The 18,910-nt window shown below is 59.7% G+C and carries 14 protein-coding genes; 8 read left to right on the top strand and 6 right to left on the bottom strand.

Going from position 1 to position 18,910, the window contains the following annotated elements; genetic code table 11:
* From PQU94_RS00155 to pseF, 3 genes are all read right to left on the bottom strand, one after another.
* Positions 1 to 312 (bottom strand): DUF2849 domain-containing protein, encoded by a 312-nt coding sequence (locus PQU94_RS00155; protein ID WP_272739458.1) that lies wholly within the window; start codon positions 310 to 312, stop codon positions 1 to 3.
* Entirely contained in the window at positions 309 to 1,706 is a 1,398-nt protein-coding gene (gene cysG / locus PQU94_RS00150; protein WP_272739457.1) for a siroheme synthase CysG, read from the bottom strand. The genes PQU94_RS00155 and cysG overlap by 4 nt, the downstream gene beginning before the upstream one ends.
* Positions 1,707 to 1,811: 105 nt before the next feature.
* Positions 1,812 to 2,513: a pseudaminic acid cytidylyltransferase gene (gene pseF / locus PQU94_RS00145; RefSeq protein ID WP_272739456.1), complete on the bottom strand. Its 702-nt coding sequence runs from the start codon at positions 2,511 to 2,513 to the stop codon at positions 1,812 to 1,814.
* A gap of 117 nt (positions 2,514 to 2,630) precedes the next feature.
* Here pseF and pseH point away from each other — a divergent pair, with 117 nt between their 5' ends.
* Complete coding sequence (gene pseH / locus PQU94_RS00140; RefSeq protein ID WP_272739455.1) at positions 2,631 to 3,200, top strand: UDP-4-amino-4,6-dideoxy-N-acetyl-beta-L-altrosamine N-acetyltransferase; 570 nt, start codon at positions 2,631 to 2,633, stop codon at positions 3,198 to 3,200.
* Between the two features lie 99 nt (positions 3,201 to 3,299).
* Here the strand turns inward: pseH and PQU94_RS00135 are convergent, their stop codons facing one another.
* Complete coding sequence (locus PQU94_RS00135) at positions 3,300 to 3,953, bottom strand: hypothetical protein (protein WP_272739454.1); 654 nt, start codon at positions 3,951 to 3,953, stop codon at positions 3,300 to 3,302.
* 407 nt (positions 3,954 to 4,360) lie between these two features.
* On the bottom strand, positions 4,361 to 5,278 hold the full coding sequence (locus PQU94_RS00130) for a phytanoyl-CoA dioxygenase family protein (protein WP_272739453.1): 918 nt from the start codon (positions 5,276 to 5,278) through the stop codon (positions 4,361 to 4,363).
* A 108-nt stretch (positions 5,279 to 5,386) separates the two neighbouring features.
* Between PQU94_RS00130 and pseG the strand changes: the two genes are divergently transcribed.
* The 3 genes from pseG (at position 5,387) to PQU94_RS00115 (ending at position 7,553) form a co-directional block, all read left to right on the top strand.
* Positions 5,387 to 6,376: a UDP-2,4-diacetamido-2,4,6-trideoxy-beta-L-altropyranose hydrolase gene (gene pseG, locus PQU94_RS00125; RefSeq protein ID WP_272739452.1), complete on the top strand. Its 990-nt coding sequence runs from the start codon at positions 5,387 to 5,389 to the stop codon at positions 6,374 to 6,376.
* Between the two features lie 51 nt (positions 6,377 to 6,427).
* Complete coding sequence (gene msrB / locus PQU94_RS00120; RefSeq protein WP_272739451.1) at positions 6,428 to 6,901, top strand: peptide-methionine (R)-S-oxide reductase MsrB; 474 nt, start codon at positions 6,428 to 6,430, stop codon at positions 6,899 to 6,901.
* A gap of 283 nt (positions 6,902 to 7,184) precedes the next feature.
* Entirely contained in the window at positions 7,185 to 7,553 is a 369-nt protein-coding gene (locus PQU94_RS00115; RefSeq protein WP_272739450.1) for a hypothetical protein, read from the top strand.
* Between the two features lie 104 nt (positions 7,554 to 7,657).
* Here the strand turns inward: PQU94_RS00115 and PQU94_RS00110 are convergent, their stop codons facing one another.
* Positions 7,658 to 9,091: an aldehyde dehydrogenase family protein gene (locus PQU94_RS00110; RefSeq protein WP_272739449.1), complete on the bottom strand. Its 1,434-nt coding sequence runs from the start codon at positions 9,089 to 9,091 to the stop codon at positions 7,658 to 7,660.
* A 374-nt stretch (positions 9,092 to 9,465) separates the two neighbouring features.
* On the opposite strand from PQU94_RS00110, the gene PQU94_RS00105 reads away from it, so the two are divergent.
* The 4 genes from PQU94_RS00105 (at position 9,466) to gltB (ending at position 18,822) form a co-directional block, all read left to right on the top strand.
* On the top strand, positions 9,466 to 10,623 hold the full coding sequence (locus tag PQU94_RS00105; protein WP_272739448.1) for a DegT/DnrJ/EryC1/StrS family aminotransferase: 1,158 nt from the start codon (positions 9,466 to 9,468) through the stop codon (positions 10,621 to 10,623).
* Positions 10,624 to 11,162: 539 nt separating this feature from the next.
* Positions 11,163 to 12,446 carry an ammonium transporter gene (locus PQU94_RS00100; protein WP_272739447.1) on the top strand — a complete coding sequence of 428 codons (1,284 nt, stop codon included), beginning with the start codon at positions 11,163 to 11,165 and terminating at the stop codon, positions 12,444 to 12,446.
* A gap of 413 nt (positions 12,447 to 12,859) precedes the next feature.
* Positions 12,860 to 14,305 carry an NAD(P)-dependent oxidoreductase gene (locus tag PQU94_RS00095; protein ID WP_272739446.1) on the top strand — a complete coding sequence of 482 codons (1,446 nt, stop codon included), beginning with the start codon at positions 12,860 to 12,862 and terminating at the stop codon, positions 14,303 to 14,305.
* On the top strand, positions 14,302 to 18,822 hold the full coding sequence (gene gltB / locus PQU94_RS00090) for a glutamate synthase large subunit (RefSeq protein ID WP_272739445.1): 4,521 nt from the start codon (positions 14,302 to 14,304) through the stop codon (positions 18,820 to 18,822). Before PQU94_RS00095 ends, gltB begins: the two co-directional genes overlap by 4 nt.
* Positions 18,823 to 18,910: the final 88 nt, after the last annotated feature.

Below are 18,910 nucleotides of genomic sequence, written 5' to 3'. Positions count from 1 at the left end.
TTAGAAAACCTCTCCGCGCTGGTGCTGTCGGGCGGTGTCAAAGGCGGTCTGACCCGCGGTAGGGCCATTGGCGCGCACGTGCTCACGCACATATTCCCGCTTAACCAGGGTATTTTCATCGATGAGCGGTACAAGGTAGGGCGCGACCACTTCGGTTTCGCGCGCCTTCCACTCGTCCAAAAGCAGCGCCGCCGCCTCATCCTCAAGGCGTGTGGCTAACGCCGCATCTTCGGTCCAGCCCGACAGGTCTGAGCCTTCCACATACCACAGCACCAGACCATCGGTCAGGCGGTTGGCGGTCAGGAGTTTCATGCGATCCTCATTAGGTCTGCGACGGCGCGGTGCGTGTGCGTCGTCTGATAAAGGGCGGCGACTTCGCCAATAATTAGAAGGGCCGGTCCCTTAGGCGGAAGGCTGCGCAGTGTCTGTGGCAATTCAGACAGACAGGTCAGTGTTCTGGACTCATCAGGCCGTGTACCGTTTTCAACCACCAGTACGGGTGTATCGGGTGCGCGACCATGCTCAGTCAGTTTGTCAGAAATAGTCTGCGCAGTATGAATGCCCATATAGACCACGAGCGTATGGTTTTGCGCGGCCAGTCGCTGCCAGTCGAGCGCAAGGGGATTATGCTCAAAATCACCGTCTTTCGCGTGGCCCGTAATAAAGGAGACGCTTTGGGCATGATCGCGATGGGTCAGTGGCACCGCCGTTGAGGCGGCGCAGCCAAGGGCGGCTGTAATGCCTGGCGTAATGTGCACCTCAATGCCGGCGGCCTTCAGCGCTTCAACCTCCTCGCCCCCGCGCCCGAAGACAAACGGGTCGCCACCTTTAAGGCGCACCACGCGTTTTCCCAAACGCGCCTGTTCGACCAGAAGGGCGTGGATCTGATCTTGCGGCACGGAGTGGTTGGAGCGCGCCTTTCCGACGTAAAAGCGTTCCGCATCGCGGCGCGCCAGGTCCATGATGCTGTCTCCGACCAAACGGTCGTAAACAATGACGTCAGCTTCGCTGAGAAGGCGCAAAGCCTTAAGCGTGAGAAGTTCCGGATCCCCCGGACCTGCACCCACCAGATGCACAACGCCCCTGCGCGGTCCGGGCTCGCGGGCATGGGCAAGGGCGATCTCTAAGGCCTCATCGATGCGCCCCTGACGCGCCAGACTGGCCGCCTCAGAATCGAGTACGCCCTCCCAGAAGCGGCGCCGCTCATCAACATTGGGGAGAAGGGCGCGCAGGTGGGGACTAAGTCGCAGGGCAAAGTCTGCGAGCTGTGTCTCAGACGGGGGTATCGCGGCTTCAATTCTTCGGCGGGTTTCGCGGGCGAGAACCGGGGCCGTGCCTCCAGTTGCAACGCCGATCGACAGGGGGCCGCGATCGATAATAGCGGGAATATGGAAATCCCCGAGGTCCGGATTATCGACGACATTCAGCGGCCTGTGTGCGGCGCGAACCAGTTCGGTCCCCCGTTCCGCCAGCACGCGGTCTTCGAACGCTACGATAACAAAGGAGGCGTCACTAAGCTCTTCGACCGTGGGCCACCGCCGTTCGGGCGTAATGCCTTCGTATTCCGCCTCGTCATCCGGCGTAAAGACGCTCAACCTCGCCGGGGTCCGGCGCAGAAGGGTCAGCTTGCGCGCAAGCCAGTCGCCCGTCCCGATCAGGACGACGCGCCGGCCTTCGAGCGGCCAGGAGAGCGGCAGTGCGAGCATTAGGGCAGATCCAGGACTTCGACGGGCGGACCGTCTTGGATCGGCTTTTAGTCCCAGCCCGCTGCGAATGAAAGCGATGCTTTGTACAGGGTGGGTTTAGGGCGGCTAAAGCGCCTGTGGGTGTCGTAGGGCCGCATACATCTGCTCTGCCACGGCCCAGTCTTCGGGGGTGTCGATATCTACGACCTCTGTGCGCGGCAGTATAACGGGGGCAGAGTGCGGGGCAAAGATTTCCTCACCGTTTTTAAAGGCTTCGGCCCAGCCCCAGTAAAACTGCGCGGCATCGTGAAAGGCGGGTGTCAGATCCTGAGAGCGGGTCAGTCGGTGTTCGGGCTGAAACATGCAAACGCCGCCCGTTTCGGTGAGATAAAGGGCACGCTGAATGGCGAACGCGTAAGAGGTGGCCGAAAACGCAAAACGCTTGCCTTGCAACGCCTGCCACCCCTCGCTCAGGCGGGCCGCCGTCAAAAATGGTGCCGTGGCGTAGATACAGCAGACGGCATCGGGCGCCTCTGCAACCTCAGTAAACCAGTCAATGGCGTGGATTATTACGGCATTGGTGCCGATATGATCGCCGGACAGTTCCGGCGGTCTGATAAAGGGCACCTCGGCTCCGAACCTGCGTGCCGCAAGAGCGATCTCTTCGTCATCGGTTGAAACAATCACATGATCGAACAGTCCGCAGTCCCTGGCCGCGCGGATCGAGTAGCTAAGCAACGGCTGGCCGAAGAACGGTTTGATATTTTTGTGAGGGATGCGCTTTGACCCGCCCCGCGCAGGGATGACGGCGATGCGACGAGCGGACATGGGCAGCTCCGGATAATCGGTTGACAACGGGATATTAACCGGCCTGATCAAAAAAAGGCTTAATGCCTCCGGTGGGTGCGTCCTCAAGAGGCGCCCGCGCATTTAGGTGAGAGTAAAATGTCAGCGTCGTCACGCCCAGCTGGCCTGAGGCCTTTAACTCCCGATGATCGCGACCGTCTGTTCGTCTGGCGTAATCAGGACGAGGTGCGCCGTTACATGTACACCGATACCCTCATTCCGCGCGAGCGCCACGATGCGTGGTTCGACAGCCTGAGCACTAACGAGACAAGGCGATATTTTATCATCGAATGGGACGAAGAACCCGTTGGGCTTGCCAATTTCGTCGACATCGACCGTCACGCCCAAAAAGCGGCCTGGGCCTTTTATCTGGCTGAGCCGGCGGCACGCGGAAAAGGGCTCGGGGCGTGGGTAGAGTATCAGATGATCGAACACGCCTTCGGTGTTTTGTTGCTTGAGAAACTATGGTGCGAGGTGCTGGAAAGCAATGCGGCCGTTTGGAAGCTGCACCTGTCTTTCGGGTTTCAGAAGGAAGCGCACTTGCGCCGCCATGTCGTTAAGTCGGACGGGCCGCACGATGTGATCGGGCTGGGGCTTTTGCGGGCCGACTGGGCAGCCGTGCGCGAAGACTGCCGCACAAGGCTTCTAAAGCACGGGTACGCGGTTTGAGGCTTTCGGCTCAGGCAGCGGAGCATAGATACGTGTTAAAGGGGTTCTGTAAAGCAGTCTTAGCGATGGATTGCAAAGCAATCCGGCATATACGATGCGCTAGGGCTTGGTTGCGATCATACCCGTGACTGTCTCGATTTTATCAACCCATCCTGCCGCCGTAACGTCCGTCCAGAATATGACCTCACGGATGCGGTCATATTCGTCTTGAATATTACGACGAAAAATCGGTTCATGATGCGCAATGCGGTTTCTCAGGCTACGTATTTTCTCAAGGTGGTCGTAGCCGGTAGAGCGCAGTTCTTGGACTGTCTTGTTGGTGTCCGTGTTGGGAAATATTGCCCGGAAATGCGTGTTCCACAGATCGGCGTCATGCGAAAAAGTTAGCATCTTTTGCCAGAAGACAAATTTGAGTTCGGCGACTATCTTTCCGCTGGTGCCTAAATATCTTAGAGCCGTTAAGTTTTTTCGCTGACTGTAGGCCTTTTTTGGGTCTCTAAGCGTAATTTCGAAACCTTTTTCAAACGGCCAGTTCGAGCCATAAACGGTCTCTATAGCGGTCACTATTGAATTCCGTACACTGACTTCACATATCTGCAACGGAACAAGGAATGCGGCTGATGTTTCCAAATTCCACTGGTAAAGCGCGAGTGCCTTCTCTTTGTCGCCATTCTTTTCCGCCAGATAGGTTGCAAAGCGTGGCGCCGACAGGACCTTTGGCAGATGGGTAATTTCGTCACGACTAAAAGTCATTGGCCGGATGCTACCTTGAGACAGAAACAAGTTTGTCTTGACGCCGAAGGGTAAAAATGGTGTTGTGACATGCAAAGGCGCGTGAGGACGCGGGATAACACCACCCTCATCGTCATACGATTAACGGGAAAAGCTCGCTTAGGCGAGCTTTTTTCGTCTGTAACGGTCGCATTGACGAAGAGAACCTCCCCGTGAGGTTGCAAGCTTAAGGTAGGGTCGAAATCAACCTATCGGCTATGTACCTGAAAAAGCAATCGCGTGCGGCGGTCAAAAAGGCCGCCCTCAGTTGGTTGCCCGAAGTCCTTGGAAATCCCCCTTATTGCTCGCTGGAGTGGTGGTTTATTTTTCTTTCGGACGGTTCATGTTTCGGCAAGTTATGCCTTGCCAGTCCGTGGCGGCCCTAAGGACTAGCGCTCGGCCACCGGGCGACCGGTGATAATATTGCCCTTAATCCGGGCTTCGCCCGCGGCGCCCAGATCGCGGCGCGTATCTTCGAGCGACAGCGGATAGGGGATGGAGGCATTGACGGCGTCAAGCCCTGCTTGGGCTGCCTGACCGCGCGAAATCAGGAAGCGGGCGGAAAAGCGCTCGGCATCCGATGACACAGGCATCGTGCCATGCAGCGTGCAGGCATGCCAGCAGGCGACATAGCCCGTTTCACCCACCAGCATCCGTTCATCAAGGGGCATTTCGCCGCCCGTGCCGTTGCGATAGAGCCAGCGCCCGTCGGACTGTTTCGTCAGGTCGTGCGGGAACATGCACGCCCCTAATTTATGGCTCCTGGGCAGGACATAAAGAGGCGCGTCGCCCGCCGTCACCGGGTGGATATAGACATAAACCGTGATCAGGTCAGAATAGCGGCTTTTCCAGTCGATGATGTCCTGGTGAAAATCGATGCCGTAAAAGTAGGTGATGTCGCGGTAGGCGGGTCGAATATAGGGCCCCAGATTATTGACCGGATTGCCGATGATGCGAGGCTTCAACCAGTCAGGCAACCAGCGATCAGGCACGCCACAAACGAGTTTTTGATCCAGCACGGTATAATCTGCCCCCAGAAGCTCGCTTAAAGCGCTTTTGAGGCGCGGTTCGGCCAGAATAAAGTCGGACTTTGGCGACAGGGCCTCAAACAGGTTGCGTCCCGGCATGGGATTGGTGCCGCGATATTGCGGATTGGCCTCAAAAGTCGCCTGATCGAGGAATATGTCGGGGCCGAAATTGCGGCTGGCGCGCACGGCCTGCATCAGCTCGCGGCAGGCCTCTTCCGGCATCAAGACACCCAGATCGGCAAAGCCGTCTTCGATAAAGGTCTCGGTCAAACTGGCCATGGTCGGGCGCTCCGCAGGGATGACGATAAAAGGCTAGGGACCACCCTTTAACAATCTGCTAACCCTGATGGCGCACACCATGGGGCGGACTGTCGCAGTGGAGGGGACATGCGCATATGGGTTCGCACTGAAGCCTCGACCCGCATTGGTCTGGGGCATTTCATGCGCTGCTATGCCCTTGCCGAAGCGGCGCGGATGCAGGGGCATGAGGTCGTCTTCCTGATCAATGACATAGCCGAGGCCGCAATTCAGCGACTGCTCAATCTGGGCATTCGCTGCCGGCACCTAGACACCTCCATCGGAACCCCGCAAGACGTGGCGGCTCTGCGCGCCGTGATTGCGCCAGGCGAGGTGATCGTAAGCGACTCCTATGCCATCGGGCCCGACTATTATAATGATCTTTATACGGATTATATTCTCGTCGCGATGGACGACCTGGCCGTGGTGCGCCCACTCAATGTCCATCTCCTGATAAATGCCGCGCCTTCAGCCGAGACGCGACCCTATGATCAGATCGCACCTTACGCTGTCAAATGCCTCGGACCCGCCTATGCCCTCATACGTCACGAGTTTCGCCAGACCTATCCTCTGCCGCCCCGAGGACATGTCAGCGTCATATTCGGCGGTTCCGACCCCTATGGCTTTACCGCCCGCTGCGCTGAGGCCCTTGCGGATATGGGCGCAGCAGAGATCCGTCTGATTGTGGGCCCGGCCCATAATGACGTCGATTCCCTGCGCGCATTATGTGCCCGGCGCGAGGAATGTCGCCTTTATCTTTCGCCTGACAATGTGGCCGAGGTCCTTAGCGGTGCCACCTTAGTGGTAACGGCGGCAGGCGGCAGCCTCAATGAGGTGGCGGCTATGAAACTCTGCGCTTTGGGCCTCGTTGTTGCCGACAATCAGGCCAGCTGGCTCCTGTCCTCGCCTTTTCCCATGCTGGATGCGCGTGACGGCTGGCCGGAGGGGTTTGAGGCCACCGTTTGCACCTTGCTGGATCGCCCCGATGTACGCTCAAGCATCGCCATGCGCGCGCATGCGCAGATCGACGGGCGCGGCTGTGAGCGTGTACTATCGGCCATAGCTTCACTGACCCTGTGAAGACCGCAAAGACGTGCTTATATGAGAGGCTGATCTTGAAAGGACATCCGCATGGCCCGTTCCGAACTCGGCTTCGACCTCACCCCGCCTTCGCAGGAAAAGCTGCGTCTGCTCGCTGAAAAGCTCGATCCTGAAGCGCGGCGCATCCTGCTTGACCACGGCACCGAGCCGCCATTCTGTGGCAAGTTCGATGAGTATGAGGCGGAGGGTATCTATACATGTGCGCTTTGTGCCCTACCGCTCTTCTCTTCGCGGGCTAAATTCCATTCAGGTTCGGGATGGCCCAGCTTCTATCAGGGCGTGGCCGAAGGGCACATCCGTTACTTACGGGATGCCTCACACGGCATGGTCCGCACTGAAATCCGCTGCGGTCGCTGTGACTCGCACCTCGGTCACGTTTTTGAGGATGGCCCCCGGCCGACCGGCCTTCGCTATTGCCTCAACTCCGTTGCAATGGATTTTGTACCCGAAGGACAGGCCCTCGCCGACCCGCTCGAGAGGGACGATCCGTCCCAGATTGGTTGATTGTTGAAGTTTTTTTCCCGTAAAGCCCGGCCTCTGAGCCGGGCCTCTTTTTTTGCATTTTGTGCCAAATTTCTTTTATTTCACAGCATTATGAGTCAAAATAATCCGTATACATATTAATATGCACCGGTAAAAAATCTGTGATTTTGGTCAGGGTTCGGAATAATTTCCCTTGTCAAAGCTCTGAATTGGCGCATTCTTTACGGGCAGTCCCGTGGGTTACGGTTGCGCCCTTGAACAAGGCACTCGCCCAAAAACAAGAAAAAAACGGAGTGAACAGATCATGATGAAATCGATTTTTGGAACCGCTGCGGCCGCAGCCCTTCTGACCCTTGCCGTCCCGGCCTTTGCCGAGTGCGACGTTAAGCAGGAGCAGATGGTGGGTAAGGCGATTGTCGATTCGGTAAGAGGTGAGGGCGAGGAACTGGCCGGCCCCATGAAAAGGGCGGTCGTTGAGCTTGACCGTTGCGAAGGGGGCAGTATCCATTTTGACACCCGCTTTAGGGTGAAGGCTGTCCTTGAAAGCGGAAAGCTTGTGTGGGTCGAAGGCCACGCCAAGGGCGTCAATGATCAGATCGACTCGATCGAATATTACCGCGCCAGCACGGAACTGGCCGCGATGACGCGCAGCACCGGTCTGGCCAGCCGCTAGACGCAACCTCTCTTGGCAGTAAAAAAAGCGCCCTCGTCAACGAGGGCGCTTTTCCGTTAGAGACGTGGGGCTAAGACCCCACATCTGGTCTGAATGAACAGACCTTAGCCTGCGAAGGTGTAGGCCGTCTTGACGATCGTGTAGAACTCTTTGGCATAGGCGCCTTGTTCGCGCGGGCCATAAGACGAGGCTTTACGGCCACCAAACGGCACGTGGTAATCGACGCCCGCAGTCGGCAGGTTTACCATAACCATGCCGGCCTGCGCCTTGCGCTTAAAGGTCTCAGCGGCCTTCAGCGACGACGTACAGATGCCCGCCGACAGCCCCATTTCGGTGTCGTTGGCGACCTTGATGGCTTCTTCCAGATCCTTGACGCGGATGACCGAGGCGACCGGCCCGAAGACCTCTTCCTTGTTGATAGCCATATCCGGGGTCGTCTTGTCGATCAGGGTCGGTGCGTAATAGTAGCCCGGCGTCCCAAAGGTGAGGTCTTCGCCGCCAGCGACCACAACGCCGCCTTGCGCCTTTGCCGTAGCGACGGCGTCCTGCGCGATTTTGAGCTGTTCCTGGGAGGCGATCGGGCCCATCTGAACGCCGTCGGCGCGGCTGTCGCCGACCTTGATGGCCTTGGCCGCGTCGGCGAGTGCCGAGACAAACTTGTCGGCGATGCCTTCAGTCACGATAATCCGCGAAGAGGCGGTGCAGCGGTGACCCGAAGAGAAGAAGGACGAGTTCAGCACGGAGTTAACGGCAATGTTCAGATCCGCGTCGTCCAGCACGATGACCGGGTTCTTGCCACCCATTTCGCACTGGATGCGCTTGCCCTTGGCCACGGCGGCGTCACGCACCCGGGTGCCGGTCGGCACAGAGCCCGTGAAGGTGATGGCGTCGCAGCCGTCGATCAGAAGCGGACCAGCGACCGAACCGCGAGCGAAGACAACGTTCAGCACGCCCTTGGGCAGGCCGGCACGCGTCAGGATATCAGCCAGCGCCCACGCGCAGCCAGGCGTCAGTTCAGCAGGCTTGCAAACCACCGTGTTCCCGAAGGCGATGGCCGGGGCCATTTTCCACGCCGGGATAGCGATGGGGAAGTTCCACGGGCAGATCAGACCGATGACACCAACAGGCTCACGCGTGATTTCCACCTTGATACCCGGACGTACGGAGTCGAGCACCTCGCCGTGAGCGCGCAGGGCTTCACCGGCGAAATACTTGAAGATATGACCCGCACGGGTCACTTCGCCGATACCCTCGGGCAGGGTCTTACCTTCTTCTCGCGACAACAGCGCTCCGAGCTCCGCCTTACGCGCCAGGATTTCGGTGCCAGCGGCGTCGAGGATGTCGAAACGCTGTTGCGGGGTGGAATATTGCCAGGTCTCGAACGCCGTACGCGCAGCGGCGATGGCGGCCTTAACTTCCGGCTCACCAGCGGTCGAATAGACGCCAATGATGTCATTGGTGTCAGACGGATTGATATTGTTGAAGGTGGTGCCGGTAACGACCCATTCGCCGTTGATCAGATTGCCGTAGGTGGTCAAGGTAAGTCTCCCTGAAGGAATAAGGCGTTTGCCTGTGCGACGGAAATGATCCCGCAGACCGCCCGGCGCAAGGGCCAAACTGCCTCCGGTAAAAAAATGTTAGCGCTCACACGCGGCTCTTATGCGCAAAAGCCGCCGCGGGCTCAAGCGAAATCCGAAGCGTTCGGATCACTTCTGTCGCCGCCTTAGCACGGCGGCTTGCTCAGGTAAATGTCCGACAAGTGAGCGCGTATACGGTATCTGAACCTTTGTCGTCTCAGGCCGCGACGATAGGGCGCAGATGAAACGATAGGTAATGCCTTTTGAGGTGCACTGGACGTGAGGGGTGATAAGTCTCTGCCTCAACTTTCGTTGGCTTCTGTGCAGGTGTCTCCATGGCTATTCCTTTTATTGATCTCGGTGCGCAGCGTGAACGCATCGGAGCGTCGATCGAAGACGGGATCAAAAAGGTTCTGGCGCATGGCGCTTACATCATGGGGCCGGAGGTTCGCACCTTTGAAAGCGATCTCGCGAAATTTGCCGGCGCCCGTCATGCTCTGTCATGCGCCAACGGCACCGATGCGATCGAATTGGTTCTGCTTGGCCTGGGTGTGGGCAAGGGCGATGCCGTCTTTGTTCCGGCCTTTACCTTCGTTGCGACCGCGGAAGTCGTGCCGATGACCGGGGCTGAGCCGGTCTTTGTCGATATCGATCCAAAAACCTACAATATGGACCCGGTGAAGCTTGAGGCCGCTATTGCTGCGGTGAAGGCCGAAGGGCGTCTGAAACCCGCAGCTGTCATCGCTGTTGATCTGTTTGGCCAGGCAGCTGACTATCCGGCGATTTCCAGGATCACGAAGGCACATGATCTGTTCCTGATTGCCGACTCGGCTCAGGGCTTTGGCTGCACCATCGACGGAAAGCAGCCACTGGAATGGGCAAACGCGACCTCGACAAGCTTCTATCCGGCCAAGCCGCTGGGTTGCTATGGCGACGGCGGCGCGGTGGTCCTCAATGACGATGCGCTTCTTGAACGCCTGATCTCGTTCCGGGTGCACGGCGGTGCGACGCCGACTGACGCCGCGACCATGAACTACACCCATGAGGCGAAATATCTGAACGTGCGCATCGGCATGAATTCGCGCCTTGATACGATTCAGGCCGCCGTACTGATCGAAAAGCTGGCCATCTTTGCCGAAGAGATTGACCTGCGTCAGGCCGTGGCCAAACGCTATAATGAGGCGCTGGAGGGCTATGTGACCAGCGTGCCCTATGTGAAGGACGGCTACGTCTCGACCTGGGCGCAATATACGATCGAGCATGAAAACCGCGACGGCCTGCAAGTTTTTCTTCGTGAAAAAGGCATCCCGACGGCGGTCTATTACCCCATCCCCCTGCATCAGCAGCCGGGCTATGCGATGTTCAAATCCGGCACGGGCGATCTGAGCGTGTCGGAAGCCAAGTCGAAGACGGTGATCAGCCTGCCGTTCAGCCCCTATCTCACAGCCGAAACGCAAAGCCAGATCGTCGCGGCGGTAAAGGCGTTCAAGTAGGGCCGTCCCGCTTCTATAAGAAAGGTTTTATCATCGATAATGACCTGACGAGCGAAGAGACAGGACTCTTTGGTGCCTATGATCTGGCGGCCCAGTCGGCGGGTCAGGTGTCGGCATCTGCGCGAGATGGACGTATCGGTCAGCGAAAGCGCTCTGGAGCATGTTCTGAATACTCTGATGACGGAGCTTTGGGATCAGGGGTTCAGTCAGGCTTAAATCCGTAACGCCTATGATTGGGCGCTGGCCGACATGCCCAGATACGCCGCCGGAAAAGACCAAGGTCCGGTAGGGGGCTTAAGCAAGCCACTATCAGAAATGACGTAAGCGACCCTTTCTACCGCTCTGCAACAGTCGGAAACGCGGTTTGTGAATTTTTTTGCCAGATGACGCAAAATTTGCTCGCTTTTCGGTAAAATTTCGCGCAAAGAGCAAAAATGTCGGAAAAACTGTGACGCGCAACGTCAAGCCTGAGGGCTGGGCGATGTGTGCAGATGCGAGTTTTCCAAACCTTTTCAGAGTGTGATCGGGGTTCAGGCGGTATGACGACGGGATCAGTGGCAGCAGCAGCGACGGCAGCACCGGCGCTTCTCAAGCATCAGGCGGTTTTGGCGCTTGATAGCGGTCACACGTCGTGGATCATCGTCTCCACGGCGCTGGTGCTGTTGATGACCCTGCCGGGTCTGGCCCTGTTCTATGGCGGCATGGTCCGCAAGAAGAACGTGCTGGCGACGATGGCGCAGTCGGTGGCCGCCGCCGTTGTCGTCTCGGTCCTGTGGATCGTGGCAGGCTATTCGCTGTCGTTCGGCCTCAATGGCAATGAAGGGCTGAACCGCTTTATCGGCTCGTTCGATGCGGTGCTGCTCAACGGCGTGACCATGCAGACGGCGTTCGGTCTGGCGCCGCAACTGCCGGAGTTTCTGTGGGTCGCCTATCAGATGACCTTTGCCATCATCACCCCGGCTCTGATCGCCGGGGCCTTTGCCGAGCGTCTGAAGTTTTCGGCCTTCCTGCTGTTTACGGCCCTTTGGACTCTGCTGGTCTATGCGCCGGTGTGTCACTGGGTGTGGGGCGGCGGTTTCCTCGGCAGCATGGGCGTACTTGATTTCGCCGGCGGGGCGGTGGTGCACGTCAATTCGGGTATTGCGGGCCTTGTCTGCGCGCTCGTTCTCGGGCCGCGCCGGGGCTTCCCGCGCGACTATATGCCGCCGCACAATCTGGCCTTTACCATGATCGGCGCGTCGCTGCTGCTGGTCGGCTGGCTCGGCTTTAACGGCGGGTCGGCCTGGACGGCGGATGCGCTGGCCTCAGTTGCCGTGCTCAACACCATCGTTGCCGCCATGACGGGCGCCGTCGGCTGGACGATCGTCGAGTGGTTTGAGCGCAAGCAACCGACCCTGCTCGGCATGATTTCGGGCATTGTGGCGGGCCTTGTCGCCATTACGCCGGCGGCGGGCTTTGTCGATCCTAAGGGCGCGCTGGCCATCGGCTTTATCGGCGGCATCGCCTGCTTCTTCGGGGCGACGGCTCTCAAAAAAGCCTTCAAGTACGATGATAGTCTGGACGCCTTTGGCGTGCACGGCGTCGGCGGTCTTGTGGGTGCGGTGTTGACGGCGGTCTTCGCTAATCAAAGCATCAATGCGCTGGCCAAGGACGCCACCGTACTTAAACAGGTGCTGGGCCTCGTGGTCGTGATCGGCTGGAGCGCGGTGGTCACCTTCCTCATTCTGATGATCTGCAAATTCACCACAGGCCTGCGTGTGGACGAGGAGCAGGAGATCGAGGGTCTTGACGCGACACAGCACGGAGAGACCCAGCACGGATAGCCCGGACGCCCATCAAAGGGACAAGGGGCTGAACCGGAACCGGTCAAGGACAGCCCCGCCCGATAAGAGCGGCAAGGACTTAAAAACCGGAACGGAAACGCCCCTCAGGATTTGCCGGGATTGCCCCGGCAGACACTGGGGGGTTCTTATGTCTGGACCTTCGGTTTACGCTCCGGAAACGGGGTGATAAAACCGGAAAAAAGGCATGTGAAATAGTACGATTTGTAACTACCCCGGCAAAAATCCCACGACCTCGGTTTTTGGTCGCGATTTTGGCGGGAAACGCCGGAAAACATCATTTTCCGCTTTAACTCAGCGGGCTTTTGCGCTTTAGGGCGTTTTAGCGTGCTGTAACAAGCTAAATTTTCCTTCCGGAAACGGAAGGTTTTGCACCGAGTTGTGAGGTTGGGCCTATGACCTACGAGACGAACCGCTTCGTCGTTGAATACAAGAAGACGCCGCCTAAGGCCGAAGCGAAGACCCGCATCACAAATTTCAATGAAATCTACTCCGATTTCAAACCGGAGCAGGCCAATGCGCAGGCCTCGCGCTGCGCGCAGTGCGGTGTGCCCTTCTGTCAGTCGGGCTGCCCGCTGCAGAATAATATCCCCGACTGGCTGCGCATGACCGCCGAAGGGCGCTTTGAGGAGGCCTTCCGCCTGTCCTCGGCGACCTCGACCCTGCCGGAAATCTGCGGTCGCATCTGCCCGCAGGATCGTCTGTGTGAAGGTTCGTGCGTACTGGAGCAGTCAGGCTGGGAAAACGTCACCATCGGCGCGGTCGAACGCTACGTCAACGACATGGCCTTCGAAGAGGGCTGGATCGAGCCCATCGTACCCGCACTTGAACGAGGTGAAAGCGTCGGCATCATCGGGGCGGGGCCAGCCGGTATCGCTGCAGCCGATCGTCTGCGCACGCTCGGTTACAAGGTCACGATTTATGATCGCTACGATCGCCCCGGTGGGCTTCTGACCTACGGCATTCCGTCGTTCAAGCTGGAAAAGGACGTCGTTCTGCGCCGTACCCAGCGTCTGGCCGATTCCGGTGTCGAATTCGTCCTCAACTGCGATATCGGCAATGATGTGTCGTTTGAGGAGCTGCGTCAGAAGCACGACGCCATTCTGATCGCCACCGGCGTCTATAAGGTGCGCCGACTGAGCGTGCCGGGCTGCGGCTCAAAGGGCGTCGTGGCGGCGCTCGATTACCTGACCGCCTCCAACCGCAAGGGCTTTGGCGATGCGGTTGAGGCCTATGACAACGGCACGCTGAACGCCGAAGGTAAGACCGTCGTGGTCATCGGCGGCGGCGACACCGCCATGGACTGTGTGCGCACCGCGACCCGTCAGGGCGCGAAGGCCGTGACCTGCGTCTACCGCCGTGACCGCGCCAATATGCCGGGCTCTGACCGCGAAGTGGCCAATGCGGAGGAAGAGGGCGTCAAGTTTGAATGGCTGTCGGCCCCCAAGGCCGTGCTGGGCGATGCCGAGCACGTGTCGGGCCTGCGCATCCAGCGTATGCGCCTGACGACGCCGGACGCGCAAGGAAGACAGGGCATCGAGGACATCCCCGGTGCCGAAAACGACCTACCCGCCGACATTGTCATTGAGGCACTGGGCTTTGAGCCGGAAAACATCCCGGTCCTGTTCAATCAGCCGGGCCTTGAAGTCACCAAGTGGGGCACGATCAAGGTGCAGGCCGGTGAGTTCCAGACCTTTGTACCGGGCGTCTTTGCCGCCGGCGACATCGTGCGCGGCGCGTCGCTGGTCGTGTGGGCCGTCCGCGAAGGACAGGACGCCGCCGCCGACATCCACCACTATATTCAGTCAAACGTATCCGCTTCTCTGGAGGCCGCTCAATGATCTCTTCCGGCTCCTCGTCTTACGAACTCTATCACCGCAACCGTAACGCCCTGATCGAGGCCGACGCCTATGATCCGCGCACGGAATTCGACGCCTGTGGCGTCGGCGTGGTCTGTTCCATTGATGGCCAGCCGCGCCGTGACGTTGTGGAACTGGCGGTAAAGGCGCTAAAGGCCCTCTTCCACCGCGGCGCGGTCGATGCCGACGGCAAGTCGGGCGACGGCGCGGGCATCATGATCAATGTGCCGCAGGACTTTTTCCGCGAGCAGGTGCGCAATATCGGCCACGAACCTCGCCCGGGTCCTGTCCTTGTTGGCCAGGTCTTCCTGCCGCGCAATGACCTCGGCGCACAGGAAGCCGCGCGTACGATCGTTGAATCCGAAATCCTGCGCTCAGGCTTCTACCTCTATGGCTGGCGTCAGGCGCCGGTCGATGTCTCGCAACTGGGCACGCGCGCCAATTCCACGCGCCCGGAAATTGAGCAGATCATGCTGGCGGCGCCCGACGGCCTTGAGGAAGAGGCGCTGGAACGTGCCATGTTCCTCTGCCGCCGTCGTATCGAAAAGCGGGTCGAGGAGGCCAATCTCGACTGCTACCTGTGCTCCTTCTCGTCGAAGACGCTCATCTATAAGGGTATGTTCCGCGCCGAGCTCGTCGATGATTTTTATCTCGACCTGAAGGACCCGCGCTTTGTCTCATCTGTCGCGGTCTTCCATCAGCGCTTCTCGACCAACACTTTCCCGGAATGGCGTCTGGCTCAGCCCTTCCGTATGCTGGCGCACAACGGCGAAATCAATACCCTGCGCGGTAACGTCAACTGGATGAAGTCGCATGAAATCCGCATGGCGGCGGCGACCTTTGGTGACAATGACCGCGACGTAAAGCCGGTGATCCAGCCGCGCGGATCTGACTCTGCGGCCCTTGATAACGTGTTCGAGCTTCTGGTGCGCGCCGGGCGCTCGGCCCCGATGGCCAAGGCGCTTCTGATCCCCGAAGCCTGGTCGAAGCAAGCCGTGACCATGCCGGAATCGCACCGCGCACTTTATGCCTACTGCAACGCCGTGATGGAGCCGTGGGACGGCCCGGCTGCGGTTTGCGCCACCGATGGCCGTTGGGTCATCGCGGGGAAAGACCGCAACGGCCTGCGCCCCTTACGCGTCACCCAGACGCAGGATGGTCTGCTGATCGTTGGCTCGGAAGCAGGCATGACGGGCGTCGCCGAAGACCGTGTGGCCCACCGCATGACCATCGCACCGGGCCGCATGATCGCCGTGGACCTCGAAGCCGGTAAGCTTTTCAGCGAGGACGAAATCCTCGACGCTCTCGCCTCCAAGCACGACTACACCAAGTGGCTGGAAAACATGGTCGATGTCGATTCGATCATCGAACCGGGGCCGGAGCCGCGCGCCTATTTCGGTGAGGAACTGGACCGGCGTCAGATCGCCGCCGGTCACACGCTCGAAGACCTCGACACCGTGCTCGATGCGATGGTGAAGGACGGTAAGGAAGCCATCGGCTCGATGGGCGACGATACGCCTCTGGCCGTGCTGTCAGAAAAGTGGCGGCCCCTGTCGCACTATTTCCGTCAGAACTTCGCGCAGGTGACCAACCCGCCGATCGATCCGTTGCGCGAAGAAGCCGGCATGTCGCTCAAGACGCGCTTCAAAAACCTCGGCAACATTCTGGCCGAAGACGCAACCCAGGCAAATGTGCTCGTGATGGACTCCCCCTTCATGACGACGGGGATGTATGAGCGGCTTCTGGCCACGAGCAATGTGGGGCAGGTGGCCGAGCTTGATTGCTCCTTCCCGCTGCCCGCCGAAGGTGCGGCGCCGGGGGCGGGCCTGCGTGCTGTACTCGACACTTTGCGCGATGAGGCTGTGGCTGCCGTAAAGAACGGGGCGGCCATGATCGTCCTGACCGATCAGAAGTCGGGTCCTGAGCGCATGGGCGTGCCGATGATCCTCGCTGCCGCGGGCGTCCATGCCCGTCTGGTGCAGGAAGGTCTGCGCTCTTTCGTCTCCATCATCGTACGCTCAGCTGAGGCCATGGATAGCCATGCCTTTGCGGTACTCGTGGGCGTAGGCGCAACCGCCATCAATCCTTATCTGGCACTCGAACTGATGCAGGAGCGTCTGGATAAAGGCCGCTATGGCAGCCAGAGCTCGTACAAGTGCTTCATGAACTACAAGAAGTCCATCGAGGCGGGTCTGATGAAGATCCTCGCCAAGAAGGGCATCTCGGTCATCTCCTCCTATCGCGGCGGCTATGAGTTCGAAGCGCTGGGCCTGTCGCGGGCGCTCGTCGGTGAGTTCTTCCCCGGCGTGACCTCGCGCATCTCCGGTATTGGTCTGGCCGGTATCGAAACCAAGCTTCACGCGCTGCACGCCGAAGCCTGGGCGTCCAAGCGCGCCCTCATCCCCATTGGCGGCTTCTACAAGATGCGCGCGGCGGGTGAGACCCACTATTATCAGCCGAAGCTGATCCATCTTCTTCAGGATGCGACGACGCGCGGGGACTATAAGGTCTTTAAGACCTATTCGGGTCTGGTCGCCAAGATGTCGAAGGACGCACCCACCGCGCCGCGTGACCTTCTCGACTGGGCGCCGAAGTCAAAGCCCATCGATATCGAGGAAGTCGAATCGGTCAACGAAATCCGTAAGCGCTTCGTGACGCCCGGCATGTCGCTCGGCGCCCTCAGCCCCGAAGCGCACGAGACGCTCAACATCGCGATGAACCGCATTGGCGCCCGGTCGGTTTCAGGCGAAGGGGGGGAAGACCCCGAACGCTATGTCCGTCGCCCGAATGGTGATAACCCCAACTCGGCTATCAAGCAGATCGCGTCGGGCCGGTTCGGCGTCACGGCCGAATACCTCAACCAGTGCCGTGAAGTCGAGATTAAGGTGGCGCAAGGGGCCAAGCCCGGCGAGGGCGGTCAGCTTCCGGGCTTCAAGGTCACGGAATTCATCGCTCGCATGCGCCATTCGACGCCGGGCGTGGGCCTGATTTCGCCGCCTCCGCACCACGACATCTATTCGATCGAAGACCTGGCGCAGCTCATCTACGACATCAAGCAGATCAATCCGAACTGCCGCGTCACGGTGAAGCTTGTGTCCCAGTCGGGGATCGGTACGGTGGCTGCGGGCGTGGCCAAGGCCAAGGCCGATGCCATCCTCGTGTCGGGTCAGGTCGGGGGAACGGGCGCATCGCCGCTCACCTCGATCAAGTTCGCCGGCCTGCCGTTCGAACTGGGCCTCAGCGAAGCGCATCAGGTCCTGACCATGAACAATCTGCGCGGTCAGGTGCGTCTGCGCTCTGACGGCGGGATGCGCACGGGGCGCGACATCGTGGTCGCCGCTATGCTTGGGGCCGAAGAGTTCGGCATCGGCACGGCGTCTCTGGTGGCCATTGGCTGTCTGATGGTGCGTCAGTGTCAGTCGAACACCTGCCCGGTCGGTGTCTGCGTGCAGGACGAGCGTCTGCGGGCTAAGTTCACCGGCACGCCGGAAAAGGTCATCAACCTCTTCAGCTTCATCGCCGAAGAAGTGCGCGAAATCCTGGCCTCGCTGGGTCTGCGTTCTCTCGATGAGGCCGTCGGCCGCACCGATCTGTTGCGTCAGGTATCGCGCGGTGGGGCGCACCTCGATGACCTCGACCTCAACCCGCTGCTGGTGCGCGTCGAAAGTGATCCGACCGCGCCGGTCACCCTGCCGCATGAGATCAATGCGGTGGCCGACACGCTGGACGCTCAGATCGTCAAGGACGCCGTGCCGCTGGTCGAACGCGGCGAGAAGATGTCGCTGACCTATGACGTGCGCAATACCATGCGCGCGGTGGGTACGCGCACCTCGCACCTGCTCGTCAAGAACTTCGGCGACACGCTGGCCGACGGACACCTGACGCTGCAACTGCGCGGTTCGGCGGGTCAGTCGCTGGGGGCCTTTGCCGTCAAGGGGCTGTTCATCGACCTGGTCGGTGAGTCCAATGACTATGTAGGCAAGGGCCTGTCGGGCGCGACCATTGTCGTGCGTCCGAAGCAGTGGCAGCCGAACCAGATGCTGGCCGGCAACACCAACCTCTATGGGGCCACGTCGGGCAAGCTGTTCGTGGCAGGCCGCGTCGGCGAGCGCTTCGCCGTGCGTAACTCCGGTGCGGTGACCGTGGTCGAAGGGGCCGGGGCCCACGCCTGTGAGTATATGACCGGCGGCAAGGTGGTTATCCTTGGCTCAACCGGTGCCAATTTCGGCGCGGGCATGACCGGCGGTGTCGCCTATGTCTGGGACACCGAAGGGGCGTTCGCCAAATACATCAACCCGGAAGGCATCACGCTGCGTGAGGTCCCCGAAAGCGATCAGGCCGATCTTAAGGCCCTGATTGCCGAGCACTTTGAAAAGACGCAGTCCCCGCGCGCCGAGACCATCCTCGACGACTGGGACAATGCGCTGAAGGCCTTCGTTCAGGTCATGCCGAACGAGATACTGGCCATTCAGGCGAAGAAGGCGGCCGCGGTGGCGTGATAACCCTACATGTGAGGGGCTGCGAAGCCTCATCGGTCTGCGCGCCGGTGCTCGTCCGCTAAGCCTACTCGCCGCCTCACAGCGGGTT

It is taken from the genome of Asticcacaulis currens (assembly GCF_028550395.1).
Lineage (GTDB): Bacteria > Pseudomonadota > Alphaproteobacteria > Caulobacterales > Caulobacteraceae > Asticcacaulis > Asticcacaulis currens.
The sequence above is the reverse complement of the archived record's forward strand: the minus strand, read 5'-3'. Positions and strand labels throughout refer to the sequence as shown.